This window comes from Aeromicrobium sp. PE09-221, from assembly GCF_002174305.1.
GTDB lineage: Bacteria > Actinomycetota > Actinomycetes > Propionibacteriales > Nocardioidaceae > Aeromicrobium.
This window is the reverse complement of sequence record NZ_MIJB01000007.1, coordinates 101,490-117,783: the sequence shown is the minus strand read 5'-3', so window position 1 is coordinate 117,783 and position 16,294 is coordinate 101,490. Positions and strand designations below refer to the sequence as shown.

At 68.9% G+C, this 16,294-nt stretch carries 14 protein-coding genes; 4 read left to right on the top strand and 10 right to left on the bottom strand.

The window, feature by feature from the left end; all coding sequences use genetic code 11:
* Positions 1-5: 5 nt before the first annotated feature.
* A complete protein-coding gene (locus BHE97_RS04250) occupies positions 6-1,658 on the bottom strand; it encodes a putative PEP-binding protein (protein ID WP_087622775.1) in 1,653 nt (550 codons plus the stop codon).
* Positions 1,659-1,764: 106 nt separating this feature from the next.
* Here BHE97_RS04250 and BHE97_RS04245 point away from each other — a divergent pair, with 106 nt between their 5' ends.
* Together BHE97_RS04245 and BHE97_RS04240 are read left to right on the top strand one after the other, a co-directional pair.
* The gene (locus BHE97_RS04245) at positions 1,765-2,526 is read left to right on the top strand and encodes a DeoR/GlpR family DNA-binding transcription regulator (protein WP_087622774.1); all 762 of its coding nucleotides are present in this window, start codon (positions 1,765-1,767) and stop codon (positions 2,524-2,526) included.
* Positions 2,523-3,452: a 1-phosphofructokinase family hexose kinase gene (locus BHE97_RS04240; protein ID WP_087622773.1), complete on the top strand. Its 930-nt coding sequence runs from the start codon at positions 2,523-2,525 to the stop codon at positions 3,450-3,452. Before BHE97_RS04245 ends, BHE97_RS04240 begins: the two co-directional genes overlap by 4 nt.
* Positions 3,453-3,461: 9 nt before the next feature.
* Here the strand turns inward: BHE97_RS04240 and BHE97_RS04235 are convergent, their stop codons facing one another.
* The 8 genes from BHE97_RS04235 to tig form a co-directional block, all read right to left on the bottom strand.
* Positions 3,462-4,613, bottom strand: coding sequence for a saccharopine dehydrogenase NADP-binding domain-containing protein (locus BHE97_RS04235; RefSeq protein ID WP_087622800.1), 1,152 nt, complete (start codon positions 4,611-4,613; stop codon positions 3,462-3,464).
* Positions 4,614-4,653: 40 nt separating this feature from the next.
* Positions 4,654-5,925: an ATP-dependent Clp protease ATP-binding subunit ClpX gene (clpX, locus tag BHE97_RS04230; protein WP_087622772.1), complete on the bottom strand. Its 1,272-nt coding sequence runs from the start codon at positions 5,923-5,925 to the stop codon at positions 4,654-4,656.
* Positions 5,926-6,077: 152 nt separating this feature from the next.
* Positions 6,078-6,680: an ATP-dependent Clp protease proteolytic subunit gene (locus BHE97_RS04225; protein ID WP_087622771.1), complete on the bottom strand. Its 603-nt coding sequence runs from the start codon at positions 6,678-6,680 to the stop codon at positions 6,078-6,080.
* Positions 6,677-7,267 (bottom strand): ATP-dependent Clp protease proteolytic subunit, encoded by a 591-nt coding sequence (locus tag BHE97_RS04220; protein WP_087622770.1) that lies wholly within the window; start codon positions 7,265-7,267, stop codon positions 6,677-6,679. Before BHE97_RS04220 ends, BHE97_RS04225 begins: the two co-directional genes overlap by 4 nt.
* Before the next feature lie 151 nt (positions 7,268-7,418).
* Positions 7,419-7,895, bottom strand: coding sequence for an SRPBCC family protein (locus BHE97_RS04215; RefSeq protein ID WP_087622769.1), 477 nt, complete (start codon positions 7,893-7,895; stop codon positions 7,419-7,421).
* Positions 7,892-8,353 carry an SRPBCC family protein gene (locus BHE97_RS04210; protein ID WP_087622768.1) on the bottom strand — a complete coding sequence of 154 codons (462 nt, stop codon included), beginning with the start codon at positions 8,351-8,353 and terminating at the stop codon, positions 7,892-7,894. The genes BHE97_RS04215 and BHE97_RS04210 overlap by 4 nt, the downstream gene beginning before the upstream one ends.
* 10 nt (positions 8,354-8,363) lie before the next feature.
* Entirely contained in the window at positions 8,364-9,602 is a 1,239-nt protein-coding gene (locus BHE97_RS04205; protein ID WP_087622767.1) for a hypothetical protein, read from the bottom strand.
* 181 nt (positions 9,603-9,783) lie between these two features.
* Positions 9,784-11,160: a trigger factor gene (tig, locus tag BHE97_RS04200; RefSeq protein WP_087622799.1), complete on the bottom strand. Its 1,377-nt coding sequence runs from the start codon at positions 11,158-11,160 to the stop codon at positions 9,784-9,786.
* A gap of 138 nt (positions 11,161-11,298) precedes the next feature.
* Between tig and BHE97_RS04195 the strand changes: the two genes are divergently transcribed.
* Positions 11,299-11,739: an SRPBCC family protein gene (locus BHE97_RS04195; RefSeq protein WP_087622798.1), complete on the top strand. Its 441-nt coding sequence runs from the start codon at positions 11,299-11,301 to the stop codon at positions 11,737-11,739.
* 33 nt (positions 11,740-11,772) lie between these two features.
* Here the strand turns inward: BHE97_RS04195 and BHE97_RS04190 are convergent, their stop codons facing one another.
* Entirely contained in the window at positions 11,773-13,647 is a 1,875-nt protein-coding gene (locus tag BHE97_RS04190; protein WP_201791306.1) for a C69 family dipeptidase, read from the bottom strand.
* A gap of 575 nt (positions 13,648-14,222) precedes the next feature.
* Here BHE97_RS04190 and BHE97_RS04185 point away from each other — a divergent pair.
* The gene (locus tag BHE97_RS04185; RefSeq protein ID WP_087622766.1) at positions 14,223-16,253 is read left to right on the top strand and encodes an NADH:flavin oxidoreductase; all 2,031 of its coding nucleotides are present in this window, start codon (positions 14,223-14,225) and stop codon (positions 16,251-16,253) included.
* Positions 16,254-16,294 lie beyond the last annotated feature (41 nt).

The window sequence follows — 16,294 nt, the reverse complement described above, 5'->3', positions numbered from 1 at the left end:
ACAGGTCAGCCGGTGATCGCGCGGGCGGCGTCGCGGGCGGACTCGGGGGTGCTCGCGGCCAGGGCGGCCTCGGCGGCCTGCTGACACTGTTCGAAGGTCACCGTGGAGAGCTTCGCCCCCACCAACGGAGCGGCGGTGCCGGCCGAGGACAGCGACGTGATCCCGAGCCCCGTCAGCACACAGGCGAGCAGCGGATCGGCCGCGGCCTCGCCGCACACGCCCACGGGTTTGCCCGCCTCCTGGCCCGCACGTGCCGCGATGGCCATGAGCTCGAGCAGCGCGGGCTGCCACGGATCGTTGAGCGCAGCCAAGGACGGCGTCATGCGGTCTGCGGCGAAGGTGTACTGGGCGAGATCATTGGTGCCGATCGACAAGAAGTCGACATGCCGCAGCAGACGATCGGCGTGGAGCGCGGCGCTGGGGATCTCGATCATGACCCCCGGGACCAGGCCGACCGAGCGGGCACGCGATGCGAACCAGGCGGCCTCGTCCTCGGTCGCGACCATCGGAGCCATGACCCACACCGGTCCCTCGGCGTCCCCGGCTGCCTGGGCGATCGCCTCCAGTTGACGGTCGAGCAGTCCCTCATCGCGCTGTCCGAGCCGCATCCCACGCACACCGAGTGCCGGATTGGGTTCGTCGGGAATGGTCGCGAAGGCCACCGGCTTGTCCGAGCCGGCGTCGAGGGTCCGCACGACGACCTTGCGCGACCCCAGCGCCGTCAGCACAGGCCGGTAGATGTCGGCCTGCTCCTGCACACTCGGCTCGGTCTCACGATCGAGGAAGCACAGCTCGGTGCGGAACAGGCCCACCCCCTCGACCGGCTTCTCGGCGACCGCTCGCGCCGAAGCACCGTCCTGCACGTTAGCGAGGATCTCGACGCGGTGACCGTCGGAGGTGGCACCCGGACCCGTCCACGAGGCGGCGGCCTCGCCGACCCTGCGCGCGGCCTCCGTGCGGTCCACGACCATCTGCGGGTCCGGCTCGACCACGATGTCGCCGGTCGCACCGTCGACGAGGACCGGGACGCCCACCTCGACATCGTCGAGTCCTTCCACTCCGACCACGCACGGGATCCCGAGCTGTCGCGAGATGATCGAGGTGTGGCTGGTCGGTCCGCCGAGGGAGGTCGCGATCGCTACGACGAGCGCCGGATCGAGGCCGGCGGTGTCCGCCGGAGCGAGGTCATCGGCCAGCAGCACGGCCGGCTCGGCCGGCGCCGGGATGCCCGGCTCGGGCTGACCGGAGAGCTCGGCGACGATGCGATCGCGCACATCGCGCAAGTCGGTGACCCGCTCGGCCATCAGCCCACCGGCAGATCTGAACATGGCAGCGAGATCGTCGACCGCTCCGTCGATCGCGGCGTATAGGCCATTGGCCTCGCCGAGACGCTTCTGCACCAGGGCGACGAGGCCACGGTCGCGAGCGATCCCGGCGGTCGCCGTCAGCACCTCCGACGCGGCGCCGCTGGCCCGGCCGGCACGCTCCTGGAGTCGTTCGGCGACGACCTCGGCGGCTGCGGCGAACCTCTCGCTGCCTTCGGAGACATCGATCTGAGGATCCTCGGCGGGGACGCTGGGGCGGGGCATGGGACGGACGACCGGACCGCTGCCGACGCCCGGCACGACAGCGGTTCCGTGCAACGTGATCTGGGCCATGCACTGAGCCTACCGACAGACAGTCAGTCGCGAGGTAGGCGACCCGTGGGCTAATATCCACACAAAACCACGATGATCCTCACGATCGGTCACCCAGGGAGGTGCCATGTACGCCGCTGAACGCCAGGCGATGCTCGCCGGACGTCTGCTGCGTGATGGGCGTCTCGTGGTGGTCGAGCTGGCGGCAGAGTTCGGGGTCTCCGGAGAGACGGTGCGCCGCGACCTGGCCGTCCTCGAACGCGAAGGACTCGCGCAACGCGTCCACGGCGGAGCGGTGCCGGCACGCTCGCTGCTCGGTGAAACCGCGCTTGCCCAGCGTGAGACGCAATATCAGCAGGAGAAGAAGCGGATCGCCCAGGTGGCCCTCGACTTCGTCCCCGATGGCGGCAGCATCGGCTTCGACGCCGGCAGCTCCGTCGAACAGCTGGTCGACGCGCTGCCGACTGATGCGGTGGCGACCGTGCTCACCCACGCCGTCCCGATCGCGGCGAAGCTCACCTCCCTCGAGACCGCCGACATCCATGTGATCGGCGGGCGTATCCGCGGTATCACCGGAGCCGCGGTGGGACAGCACGCGGTCGAGGCCTACCGTCACACGCGCCTCGACGTGGCCTTCGTCGGCACCAACGGCATCAGCGAATCCCATGGCTTCAGCACGCACGATGCGGACGAGGCGGCCGTCAAACGTGCGCTCGTCGGTGCTGCTCGGCGCGTGGTGATGCTGGCCGACTCCAGTAAACTCGGCGCGGAACCGATCTTCACGTTCGCCGACTTGGCAGACGTCGACGTCCTCGTGACCGACTCCGGCGCGAACGATGACGCCCTCGCGCCCCTGCGCGAGGCAGGAATCGAGGTGCTCCGCGCATGATCGTGACCCTGACGCCGAATCCGAGCGTCGACCGGACCATCCAGTTGGCGTCCCCGCTCTGTCGAGGGGGTGTCATTCGCTCCCGCACGACGCACGACGATCCCGGCGGCAAGGGCGTCAACGTCGCCCAGGTCGTGCGCGCGGCCGGTGTGCGGACGCTCGCTGTGCTTCCCGGCGACGACGACGATCCGCTGATGCGCCGACTGCGCGAGAAGGGCCTGCCTCACGAGTCGGTGCCGCTGGGATCGGCGCTGCGTATCAATATCACCCTGGCCGAGGACGACGGCACCACGACCAAGATCAACGAGCCCGGTCCCGAGCTGGCACCGCACGTCCGCGACCGGCTCGCCGCCGCGCTCGCCACCGCCAGCGTCGACGCCTCGTGGGCGGCCCTCTGCGGTTCGCTGCCTCCCGGGACCCCGGCGGATTGGTACGGCGAGCTCGCGGAACGGCTCGAGGCTCCCGTCGCCCTGGACACCTCAGGTGCCGCGCTCGCGTCCGCCGTCGAACGGGCTCCCGCATCGCTCGCCCTCATCAAGCCCAATTCCGACGAGCTGGGCGAACTGCTGGGCGTCCCGGCTTCGGAGTTCGAGGGCGATCCCGCACAGGCCGGCGAGCGGGCACGTCCGCTCCTCGAACGAGGACTGGGCGCGATCCTGCTGACCCTCGGCGCGCAGGGGGCACTCCTGCTGAGTCGCGAGGGCATCTGGTCGGCGGAAGCCCCGCGCATCACCGCCCGCAGCACGGTCGGAGCCGGCGACTCCTCGCTGGCGGGATACCTGCTTGGATCGATACGCGGTGCCGACCCGGGCGAGTGCCTGGCCCTCGCGGTCGCCTACGGCAGCGCCGCGGCCTCTCTGCCCGGCTCTCAGATGCCCACGCCCGAGGATCTGCTCGATCTGCCCGCCGTCCGCCGCGTGGCCTGACCTGAGCCGTCAGCGGGCGCGGAAGGTGATGCCGGCGGCGATCAGGCGGTCGATGAGCGGACGACCCATGGCGACCGCGGTGGTCAGCTGACCCGATGCCTCCGGCACGTCGTCGAAGGCCAGGCACATCGCCGACTCCGCGAGCATCTTGGCCGTCTCGTCGTATCCGGGGTCGCCGCCGGAGACCTCCGTCTCGACGTGCTCGCCTCCGCCCTCGCCCACCAGGGTCAGGGTGAACCAGGACGATGCCCGTCGCTCCTGGCTCGGCCCGTCCCCCGCCTTCTGTGCCTTCAGCAGCAGCCGGCGGGTCGGCCCGAACTGGGCGCCGAGCACCGCGGCCCCCAGCCCGAGCCCGGCGGCGATCGCCATGCGCGCCGTGTGGAAGTGCGCGAAGTGCTCATAGCGGAAATCAGGTCCATAGACCTCGAGCGCTCGCGCCGACCGCAGGACGACCTGGGGGTCGATCGTCGGCAGCGGCACGGCGTAGCCGCGGACCCCCGAGGCACGTCCGGGTCTGCCGCCACCGCGCACGCGGCGGCCCTCCGGCCGCCGCTCGTGCTTACGGCGTTCGGCGGCAACGCGCTCGGCGAGGGCGAGTTGAGAGAACTGCGTGACGGCCGAGTGGTAGGTGCCGCCGGAGAACGAGGCATTCGCGCGGATATAGCCCTTGACGGTGATCGGGACATCCACGGGCAGCCGTTCGACGAGGTCCAGGACGCCAAGGTCATAGGGCACCGAGTCGAAACCGCAGGCATGGATCAGCCGAGCACCTGTGCTACGGGCGATCTCGTGGTACTTCAACCACATCGCGTCGACGAAGCCCGGCTCGCCGGTCAGGTCGAGATAGCCGATCCCCGCCTCGGCGGCGGCCTTGACCGCGGGCTCGCCGTACTGCAGATAGGGGCCCACCGTAGAGACGAGCACACGCGTCCCCGCCGCCATCCGCTGCATGCTCGTCTGATCGCCGTGGTCGGCCACGACGACCTCGGGGACGACTCCGCCCTCGGAGGCGACGCGGTCGGCGATCGCCTGGAGCCTGTCCGCGGAACGGCCGGCGACGGCCCAACGAGCGTCGGCAGGGAGATGCTGCGCGAGGTAGTCGGCCGTCAGGCCTCCGGTGAAGCCGGTCGCGCCGAAGAGGGTGAGGTCGACAGGGGTCATCGACACAGCCTAGCGGCCGATAGGTCGGCGTACCGAACAGTCAGCTGGCTTTCTTGTTGACCTCGTCGTGGGTGAGGACGGTGGGCACCGCATCGCTGGTGACCGTGTCGGCAGTGACGATCACCTTGGCGACATCCTCACGGGCGGGGATGTCGTACATGATCGGCTGCAGCACGGCCTCGATGATCGAGCGCAGACCACGCGCCCCGGTATCGCGGGCGAGGGCGAGATCCGCCATCGCCTCGCAGGCCTCGTCGGTGAACTCGAGCTCGACATCGTCGATATCGAAGAGGCGCGCATACTGCTTGGTCAGCGCGTTCTTGGGCTCGGTGAGGATCGAGACGAGGGCCGCGCGATCGAGCTTGTCGACCGCCGCGATGACCGGCAGGCGACCGATGAACTCCGGGATGAGGCCGAACTTCAGCAGATCCTCCGGAAGCACCGAGGAGTAGAGCTTCTCAGCCGCAGGCGCGGCATCCTCCTCGACCGGTGCGATATTGAAGCCCAGGCCCTGCTTGCCGCTGCGTTGTTCGATGATCTCCTCGAGGCCGGCGAAAGCACCGCCCACGATGAACAGCACATTGGTGGTGTCGATCTGGATGAACTCCTGGTGGGGGTGCTTGCGTCCCCCCTGCGGCGGCACGGAGGCCGTGGTGCCCTCGAGGATCTTCAGCAGGGCCTGCTGCACTCCCTCACCGGAGACATCGCGGGTGATCGAGGGGTTCTCGCTCTTGCGCGAGATCTTATCGATCTCGTCGATGTAGATGATGCCCGTCTCGGCCTTCTTGACGTCGTAGTCGGCGGCCTGGATGAGCTTCAAGAGGATGTTCTCGACATCCTCACCCACATAGCCCGCCTCGGTCAGCGCGGTGGCGTCGGCGATCGCGAAGGGGACATTGAGCATCCGCGCGAGGGTCTGCGCCAGGTAGGTCTTGCCGCAACCGGTGGGACCGACCATGAGGATATTGGACTTGGCCAGCTCCACGCCCTCGCCGGCATTCATCCGGCCGGAGGCCTGGGCCTGGACCCGCTTGTAGTGGTTGTAGACCGCGACCGCCAGGGACCGCTTCGCGCGGTCCTGGCCGATGACGTAGCCGCCCAGGAAGTCGAAGATCTCGTGGGGCTTGGGCAGTTCGCCGAGGCTGACCTCGACGCTCTCGCTGAGCTCCTCCTCGATGATCTCATTGCAGAGGTCGATGCACTCATCGCAGATGTAGACGCCGGGCCCGGCGATGAGCTTCTTGACCTGCTTCTGGCTCTTACCGCAGAACGAGCATTTGAGGAGGTCGGCGGTCTCGCCAATGCGTGCCATCAGGCGCTTCCTTTCGAGTGAGCCGCGGCGCGGCCCCCGGCGGCGTCATCGTCCGCAGCGGATCGTCGTGGATTGGTCCACGATAACCGCGACTCGGACGAGAGTGCAGACGTCGCCGGGGCGGGTCGTGCCGTGTCGCAACGACGACGGGGTCAGAATCCCGGCGTCTTGAGGGTGTCGAGCACCTGGTCGATGATCCCGTATTCCTTGGCCTCAGCGGCCGTGAGGATCTTGTCGCGCTCGACATCGCGGCTGACCTCCTCGGGTGTCTTGCCCGAGGCCTCCGCGATCATGTTCTCCAAGAGCGAACGCATGCGCAGGATCTCATTGGCCTGGATCTCCAGGTCCGAGATCTGTCCGCCCGTGCCCTCGGTGTAGGGCTGGTGGATGAGTACCCGGCTGTTGGGGAGCGCGAAACGCTTGCCCGGCGTGCCGGCGGCCAGCAGCACAGCGGCGGCCGAGGCCGCCTGGCCCGTGCAGAAGGTCTGCACATCGGGCTTGATGTAGCGCATCGTGTCGTAGATCGCCGTGAGCGCCGTGAACGAGCCACCGGGGCTGTTGATGTAGATGCTGACATCGCGGTCGGGGTCCATCGACTGCAGGCACAGCAGCTGCGCAGTGAGGGCGTTCGAGACGTCATCGGTGATCGGTGTGCCGAGGAAGATGATGCGCTCCTCGAACAGCTTGGCGAAGGGATCGACGCGCCGGAACCCGTAGGACGTGCGCTCCTCCCACTGCGGGATGTAGTAGCTCATCGGCGGACATCTCCTGCGGTCGAGACGACGTGGTCGATCAGGCCGTACTCCTTGGCCTGCTCGGGGGTGAACCAGCGGTCGCGGTCGGAGTCCAGCTCGATCTGCTCGACCGACTGACCCGAGTGCTGCGACTGCAGCTCGTTGAGCTGCTTCTTCAGCAGGATCGACTGCTCGGCCTGGATGCGGATATCCGACGCTGAGCCGCCGATGCCGCCCGAGGGCTGGTGCATCATGATGCGGGTGTGCGGAAGCGCGTAGCGCTTGCCCGGGGTGCCCGCGGCGAGCAGGAATTGACCCATCGACGCGGCCAGGCCCATGCCGAGCGTGACGACATCGTTGGAGACGTACTGCATGGTGTCGTACATCGCCATGCCGGCGTCCACGGAGCCACCGGGGCTGTTGATGTAGAAGAGGATGTCGGCGTCCGGGTCCTCGGCATTGAGCAGCAGCATCTGAGCGCAGATCGCGTTGGCGTTCTGGTCGCGGACCTCCGCGCCGAGGAACACGATGCGTTCCTTCAGCAGGCGGTTGTAGATGTGGCCGTCAAGATCCGAAGGGCCGACCTCAGCGGACAACTGGGGAGTCATCGGAGTGTTCACGTCACCGACCCTAGACGGCGCCGGGGCTGAAGACACGCAACCGGCGTCCCTGTTCGCTGTCGGCAGATCGCGTCCGCGCGAGCCGCTCGCGGCTCGGGTGCGGGATAGCCCACCGCCCACGCGAGGGATGCGGGACAACTCACCGCTCGACGGCGCGAGCCAGCCCCTCAAGGGTGTCGACCATGTCCCGGGCGAGGGCGCGGTCGTGTGCCGGAGCCCCGCCGAGGCCGATACCGGCGATGATGATGCTGAGCCAGGCCGACCGGCCGCCGCTGAGGTCGCGACGCAGCCGCACCGCCGTGCCGCCGTCGACCGGCTCGAGGTCATAGGTCCACCATGCCGCCGGGCCGAAGACATAGAAGCAGAGCCGTCGCCGCGGGACGACCCGCACGTAGCGGCTCACCGTCGGCCAGACGAACCAGCCGCTGCGGTTCAGGTTGAGGCTCCAGGTGCCACGGCGCAGTCGCCGAGGCACGAAGACCTGTGCGACGGTCTCCCGGCTCAGCTCACGCATCCGCGCGGCGTCGACGAGCACCGACCAGACCTGCGCCGGGCCGGCGGCGATCGTACGCTCGGCCTCCAGCGGCGCGACAGCCGGCCTTCTCAGCGGGCTCATCGGGCCTCCGCAGCGTCCTTGATCCGTCGCAGCGTCTGGTGGATGCCACTCTGCAGGCCGTCCTCGAAGCGCTCGGTGCCGCCGAGTACCCGTCGAGTCAGCAGATTGGACACGTCGCTGACCCCCTTCGGGGTCGTGCGGCTCTCCGTCAGCCGCGTGCCCTCGGGCGTGGCCTCCAGCTCGAAGGTCCAGCGGGTCCTGTTCTCGCGCACGACGAACTGGAGTCGCTGCTCCGGCACGAACTCCGTCACGATGGATCGCGTCGGCCAGACGAGGGGTCCCTGGCGGTTGATGTTGATCGTCGAGGTGCCGCGCTGGACGACACCGCCCTTGATGAACATCTTGCGGCACTGCGGGCTCCACTCACCCATCCGGCGCAGGTCGCTGACCACGGCCCAGACCTCGGCCGGAGTGGCCGCGATGTCGATGCTGGCGCCGATGTAACTCTTGTTCACCATGCGCCGGAGACTACCCGGTCGGGAGCGCCCGAGGCGAGCGATATCGGGAATTGAGCCACTCCACGAGCCAGGCGCCGACCCGGGGGTGGTGCAGGAGGGCGAAGTGGTGGGCACTGGGCAGGTACTCCAACCGTGCTCCCTGGACCACCTCGCCGGAACGCGCGCTCCCGTGCGCGGACGAGAGCTGCACCAGCAGATCGCCCAGGACGAGGCTGACGACGTGTCCCCTGCGAGCGCCGAGCGTGGCGGCGACGAAGTGATAGTCGGCGTGCGGCAAGGGCGCGGCCGCGATGCGGTCGAGTCCCCAGCGGGCGGTCAGATCCTGTCCCTGCCATTCATCGATCGAGATGTACCCGTGCCGCAGGTCGACGATGCCCTCCGAGCGGGCCTGCAGGATCTCGCCGAACGCACTGGACTCCGGCCATAAGGCGAGGACCCGGGCTCCGAGATGGGCCGCCTTCTCCAGCGCCGCACCGGTGTGCGGCGTGCCGAGGCAGACGATGTCGCGCACCAGCCCCGTCCACTCGCGCTGCGCGGCGATGGCATGGTTCGTCGCCGCACGCACGACCAGCCCGCCCATCGAATGTCCGACGAGGCTGATCCTCGTGACCCGCGTGGGCCAGGCGGCGACCACGGCGTCGACGAGGGTGTCCAGATGCTTGCCGTTCTCGGAAATGTGCAGACCGGAGTTGTAACGGATGACGACCGGCGTGCCATCGGTGTCGCGACGGATGCGTTCGACGTGGCTCTCCCCTGCCCCCGCCCGCCAGGACTCGTCGTCCTCGCAGAGACCGTGGACGAAGATCACCAGATGCCCGGTGGCATCGGGATACGCCCGGCTCAACGACCACGGCGTCGCGGGGACATCGCGTCCGTTCGAGCGCAGTTGCATCGTGATGGCATGCGGATCATCCACGGCTCGGAGCTCGTCGCCGATCAGGCCGTTCACGACGGACTGCAACCGGCGTCCGTAGCGGGTCGCCTCCACCGGCCGCCCCAGACCCCGCCGCGACAGCGATCGAGCGCCTCCGCCGACGGCTCTCAGGGCACCGGAGATCGTCCCGTAGACCGCGTCGCTGGCGGCATCATGCGCCCGCTCGACGCGCCGCCCGCCGAAGGGTCGTGTGGGAGCGAACGCGCGGCGCGCCACGGCCCGGTGGGTATCGCGCACCGTGCCGAGGACCAAACGATCGCCATAGGTCAGCACCAGCGCGGCGATATCGGTGGTGCGAGCCGGGGTCGTGGGCATGACCCCAGTCTGCCTCGGGGGACCCGGTGTGTCGAAATGTCGTGACCGATGCCTAGGTCCTGGCGTGTGGGGCGCCCGTACGTAGTGGTTGATGACTCACCGGCATGGTGCAGTGCTCGGTACGCGAACAGGCGCTGTGCCGATGATCGGCACAGCGCCTGTCAGCCTGGGAGAACGGAGCTCAGTTCGACCGCTGCTCAGCCTCGGTCTCGGCCTCGTTCTCGTCGGCGAGCGAGCCGTCGGCGCGCAGACGGGCGAGATCCAGCTCGTTGCCGGACTTGTCCTTCACGGTCGCGCCCTCGACGAGCGAGGCGAGCGCCTTGCCGCGCATGACCTCGCCGATCATCTCGGGGACGTGGTTGTGCTCCATGATGTGCTGGACGAACTGGTTCGGGTCCTGACCGGACTCCTGCGCTCGCCGCATGATGTGCTGGCTCAGCTCCTGATCGTCGATGTCGAACTCGTTGTCCTCGACGACCTGGTCGAGGACGAACTGGGCGGCGATCGAGTCGCGGACACCGCGCTCGAGCTCGGCCTCGAACTCCTCCTCGGTCTGGCCCTGGTCCTCCAGGTAGCCCTCGAAGGTCAGGCCGGCGAACTGCAGCTGCTGCTTGATCTGGTCGCGGCGCGCGGTGACCTCGGTCTCGACGAGGCTGTCGGGCAGCGGCACCTCGATCTGGTCGAGGATCTTCTCCAGGACGAGGTCGCGGGCCTCGGCGGCCTGCTCCATCCGCTTGCCGCGGGTGAGGCGCTCGACGAGATCGGCGCGCAGCTCCTCGACGGTGTCGAACTCCGAGGCCATCTGCACGAACTCCTCGTCGACCTCGGGGAGATGCTGCTCCTTGACCTCCGTCAACGTGACCGTGACGTCGACCTCCTCACCGGCGAGCTCGCCGCCGACCAGTTGGGTGGAGAAGGTCGCGCTGGCGCCCTTCTCCAGGCCGATGAGCGCCTCGTCGAGGCCCTCGATCATGGTCGCCTTGCCCACCTGATAGGGCAGACCGCTGGCCTGCGCCTCCTCGATGAGGGTGCCGTCCTTCTGTGCCGCGGAGAGGTCGATGGTGACCGAGTCGCCGTCCGCGGCGGGACGCTCGACCTCGGTGTACGTGGCGAAGCGCTCGCGCAGCGCCTCGAGCTGCTCGTCGACATCGGCGTCGGTGACCTCGGCGTCCTCGACCTCGAGCTCGATGCCCTTGAGGTCCGGCAACTCGACCGACGGACGGATGTCGACCTCGGCGGTGACCTCGATGTCCGAGCCGTCGTCGAACTTGGCGAGGTCGATCTCAGGCTGCCCGAGGGGCTGGAGCGTCTGCTCCTGCAGCGCCTCGTTGTACCAGCCGGGGAGCGCGGAGTTCAGCGCCTCGTCGAGGACGGCGGCGCGACCCACGCGCTGGTCGATGACCGGGGCGGGGACCTTGCCCTTGCGGAAGCCGGGCACCGTGATCTGCGAGCCGATGGACCTGTACGCCTTGTCGAGGTGGGACTTGAACTCCTCGAACGGCACCTCGATGGTGAGCTTGACCCGCGTCGGGCTCAGCGTTTCGGTGCTGCTCTTCACGTTGTTGACTCCTGAGTTGATCGAAAGCATGGGGGCAGCGCGGCGCGGGGCTCGCGCAAGCCGCACTCCAGTCTAGGGGGAACGGCATCACCGGCAGAATCCGCCCTCCGGCGGCGGAGCGCCGGTATGCTGCGCAACATGGCGGGCTTTCGCGTCCAGACCCTCAGCGCGCGCTCGGCGGAGGCACTGTTCGATGCGGCCCTGGACATCCATGCCCACACCGCCTCGCAGTCCCGGTCCCGCGAGCGCGTGGTCTCCGGGCCGGCGTCCGGGCGGCTGGGCCTCGGCGACCGGGTGACCTGGCAGGCTCGGCATTTCGGCCTGTGGTGGACGATGACGGCTGCCGTGACCGAGGTGGAGGAGCCCACCCGCTTCGTCGACGAGCAGGTCTTCGGTCCCTTCGCCCGGTTTCGACACGAGCATCGCTTCGAGACGGTCGACGGCGGCACGCTGATGACCGACACGATCGAGTTCGCGGCCCCCTTCGGTCTCCTGGGCCGGATGGTGGCCGTCCTCGTTCTGCGTCCCTATCTGCGCCGCCTGATCCTCCAGCGCGGCGAGTTCCTGGCACGCGGATGAGGGGGTCCGGCGGTCGCCGGACCCCCTCCTCGCTCACGCGCGCTTGCGGCGCCCCTGGGCGAGGGCGCCGAGCGCCAGACCCACGATCAGGCCTCCGAGGCCGAGGACGAGGGCCGTCGCATTGCCCCCGTCGTCGCTGAGCTCGGGACGACCCGAGATACTCGCGGCCGAGAAGTCCGGCACGTCGCCAGGATCGCCGTACTCACCCTGCCGATCGAGCGTGGAGCCGTCGGCCCAGCCGCCCCCGAGATCGCAGTTCATCCGATCCCGCGAGCTCGCGATATCGCCGTGCGCCCCGAGCACCATCGACTGCGATCGCGCCGATCCGGTGGTTCCCTCGGGAACGTCGATATCCGGCGCCCGGAGGCCGCCGTCCTCCCTCGACCGGGCGAGGATGTCGTCGAGCAGGTGGTTGCCCAGCGCGAGGCCGTCGAGTGCGTTGTCGGTCGTGTAGTCGGTCAGGACGGCCGACGGATCGTCGCCGTCCTCGACGAGACCCGCCGCCTCCTCCTGGACATCGGACCACTCGTCCAGTGCCCCGGCCTCGAAGCCCTCGAAGGCCGCGGTGACCTCACCGAGGTACTCGTCCGGGCGCGCACACGTGGCGTACATGAGCCGCTTGTAGGTCTGGGTCGCGTACTCCGTCGCCTCCTGTTCGGCGAAAGCCGGATCGAGGTAGGTGCCGCTCGCCTCGGCCGTCAGGTAGCGGTGCTGGGTCAGCTCCTCGGGCAGCGACTCGGTGCCGATCGCGATGGGCGTGTACGGGGCCGTGACGGCCGACGTGGGGGCGAGCCAGAGGGTCGCGAGACGCGGGTCGGCGAGATCCGATCGCAGCTCCGCGACCTGTCCGTAGCCGGAGCGGTCATCGGACCAGCGCGGATCGCGCACGAGACGCATCATGTCCTGCAGCGACACGGGGGCGAGCTCCTGGAGCTCGGCCTCGAGCGAGATCGGATTCCGGTAGGGCGCCGGGTCCTCGGGGTCGGCCACTTCGCCGACCTCGAAGGGATCGGTCGGGAAGGGCTGCTGGTAGACCTCCTGCAGGTCGAAGAGGTCATCGGTCTGCGCGTCGTACCAGCCCTGCTCCTCGGCGAAGGAGACCAGGTTGCTCGATCCGAGGTAGTCGGGGTCGTCACCCTCGACGGCCTCGGTCGGGAACTCCTGGATGTAGCCCGGGTAGGACACCCGGACCTCGTCGGGTCCGAGACGCTCGGCCGCCCAGAGGCCCTCGCCGCCGGAGTACTCGATGAAGATCCAGCCCTCGTCCTCGTCGGCGAACATGTGCGAGTTGCCGCCGTACGTGCTGTAGCCGTGCTCGTCGATGAGCTCGCCGAGGATCTCAACCGCCTCGCGGGCCGTGCTGGCACGCTCCATCGCGAAGCGCGAGAGGTCCGAGTACTGGGGTCCGGTCTGGTCCTCGGGGGTCATGTCCCAGAGCTCCTCACGAGAGTTGGACCAGACATCGCGGGCGGCGACATTCTTCTCGTTGAGTCCGCCGTTCATCAGCGGCGCCGGCAGGCCGGTGAACTCCGAGTAGTTCGAGGTGATGTAGCCGAAGGTGTGCTCGACCTGCGGGATCTCGGTCAGCTCACCGGGCATGTCGGCATCCTCGGTGACGCCGACGGTCACCGTGGAGCCCTCTGGATGGTCCTGGGCCGGGACGACCTCGACCCAATGGCTGGAGGGCTCGTGGCCGAAGCCGCCGATGAGCGGGTGGCCGTCCTCGGTGAGGTCCTTGCCGACATAGAAGGCGATCGACTTGTCGGGTCCGAGCTCCGGGCGTTCGCCGGGGACATCGGCGGCGGCGGGCAACGCGGTGACCGCCACCGTGGCCACGACACCGGTCGCGAGGGCGCACGCCAGTCGGCGTCGTCGAGCGTGATGGGAGGGGGCTGGTGAGGGGAACACATCTCTCCTGGATCGAGGTGATGGACAGCCCGGCGCACAGCCCGCCGGGCTCGCTTCGATCGTAGGAAGGCCTGGACCCGACGGAGTCCATCACCGGCAGGGTCCCGCGCGAGGGTCGACGGGTTATTCGCGCGGGCGCGAGTAACAGAACCTCGCCGAGCGATCGGACGCCGTTCCCGGCACGATGGAGTGATGCGTCCGGATCGGCGCTCGTATCGCCACCCCGACATGTGGCCGTTCGGATGGATCGGTTCGCCCTGGTTCACGCTGCCGGTCATGACGCTCACCTTCGGCTGTTTCGCCTGGGGCATTGCGGGAGGGCCGTGGCCAGCCGCGGCGATCACGCCCGCACTCGTCATCGCGCTCTCCCTCGCCGTGCTGGCTCTGCCCACCGGGGAGACCGGCTACCGGCGCTTGCTGCGCAGCCCGCTGGTCTCGCCCGGCGCTTCCCGGACACGAGCGCTGAGGAGCGCTCGCACTGTTCAATTCCCGCCGGGGGAACTCTCGACGTCCGTCCATATCGTCCCGGCCGTCACGTCCCTAGCCTCGATGCGACACGATGACGAAGGACGACCATGGCTGACCCCCTGCTGCAACCACTGCGGCTCAACTCCATCACCCTCAAGAACCGGATCTTCAGTTCGGCCCACGCTCCCGCCGGATATGTCGGCGAAGGAGGCGTCCCTGGCGAGCGCTATGCGCTCTACCAGGAGGAGAAGGCGCGCGGCGGCATCGGCCTGACCATGTTCGGCGGGTCGAGCGCGGTCTCGCTCGACTCACTCAGTCATTTCGGCTCGATCAACGCGGGCTCCGATGCGGTCCTGCCGTTCTACGCCGATGTCGCCGAACGGGTGCATCGCCACGACTCACATGTCATGGTACAGATCACGCACATCGGCCGCCGGGGCGACGACCATTCGGGGCACTGGCTGCCGACCGTCGGCCCGTCTGCCATCCGTGAGCGAGCCCACCGGAGCTACCCGAAGGCGATGGAAGACTTCGACTTCCCCCGCATCCTCGAGGACTACGCAGCCGCCGCGCTGCGAGCCAAGCGAGGCGGCCTGGACGGCGTCGAGATCGCCGGCCTCGCCGGACACCTCGTCGACCAGTTCCTCGCGCCCCGGTCCAACCAGCGCGACGACATGTACGGCGGCTCCCTGGAGAACCGCGCGCGTTTCGTGCTGGAGATCGTCCACGCAGTGCGCGAGGCCGTGGGATCGGATTTCGTCGTCGGCATCCGACTCCCCGGTGACGAGGGCGTCAACGGCGGCATCGGCCCGGGCGAGGCCGTCGACATCGCCCGCATGCTGACCGCCACCGGCGCGCTCGACTACATCTCGACGGTCTATGGCGCGGGCTTCACCCATCGTGAGCTCGCCGATGTCATGCCCCCCTTCGGGCGCGAACTCGGGGCCCATCTGCCGGTCGCCTCCCGCATCAAGGAGGCGGTCGACGTGCCGGTCTTCCATGCCGGCCGCATCGCCGATCTCGCCACCGCCCGGCACGCGCTGCGCGAGGACCTGATCGACCTGGTGGGCATGACCCGCGCGCATATCGCCGACCCGCACATCGTCCGCAAGATCGAACGCCGAGAGGAGGATCGCATCCGCCCGTGCGTCGGAGCCAGCTACTGCCTCAACGGTGTCGACACGCTGTGCCTGCACAACCCGTCGACCGGCCGTGAGGCGACCATCCCCCAGTTGGTGAGCCCGACCGCCGGTCCGCGTCGCAAGGTGGTCGTGGTCGGCGGTGGCCCCGGCGGCCTCGAAGCCGCACGGGTGAGCGCGGAGCGGGGCCACGATGTCGTCCTCTTCGAGGCCGCCTCGCAGGTGGGCGGTCAAGTGTTGACGATGTCCCGCCCCCACCGTCAGTCCGAGAAGCGCTCGATCTCCGAGTGGCTCGCCGCCGAGGCGAGGTTCGCGGGTGCGGAACTGCGCACCGGTCGGTACGCGGAAGCGGATGACGTGCTGGCGGAGTCACCCGATGTGGTCATCGTCGCGACCGGGGGCCTACCGGACACCGAGCTTCCCGAAGGTGGAGAACGCTTCGTGGTCTCGACGGCCGATGTACTCAACAGGCCGGCGCCGACCGGGAAGGACGTCATCGTCTACGACGCTCACGGTGGAGAGCAGGCCGCCACCACCGCCGAATATCTCGCCGAAGCCGGCAACCGCGTCCGCATGCTCACCATCGACGATGAGATCGGCCACGACATCACCCATACGGTGCGCCCGGACTATCTGCGCATCCTGACGAGCAACGGGGTCGTGACCGAGAGCTATCAAGAACTTCTCGAGGTGCGCCGGTCGGGCGGCCGATTGGAGGCCCGTCTCCGCCACACCTACAACGACATCGAGTCCACCCGGGAGGCCGATCTCGTGGTCGTCGAACAGGGGACGATCCCGATCGACGAGGTCTACGCCGAGCTCCGCACGAAGTCGGCGAACCGGGGCCAGATCGACCTGATGGCGATGGCCGACGCTTCCCCACAGCCCGTGCCCGACCCAGGTGGCGGCTTCAGTCTCTTCCGCATCGGCGATGCCGTGGCGCACCGCGGGGTCCACGCTGCCATCTACGACGCCCGCAGACTCTGCATGGGGCTCTGACCGGATCACCCGCGCGACATGAAGCGGGCCCGGACCGCACA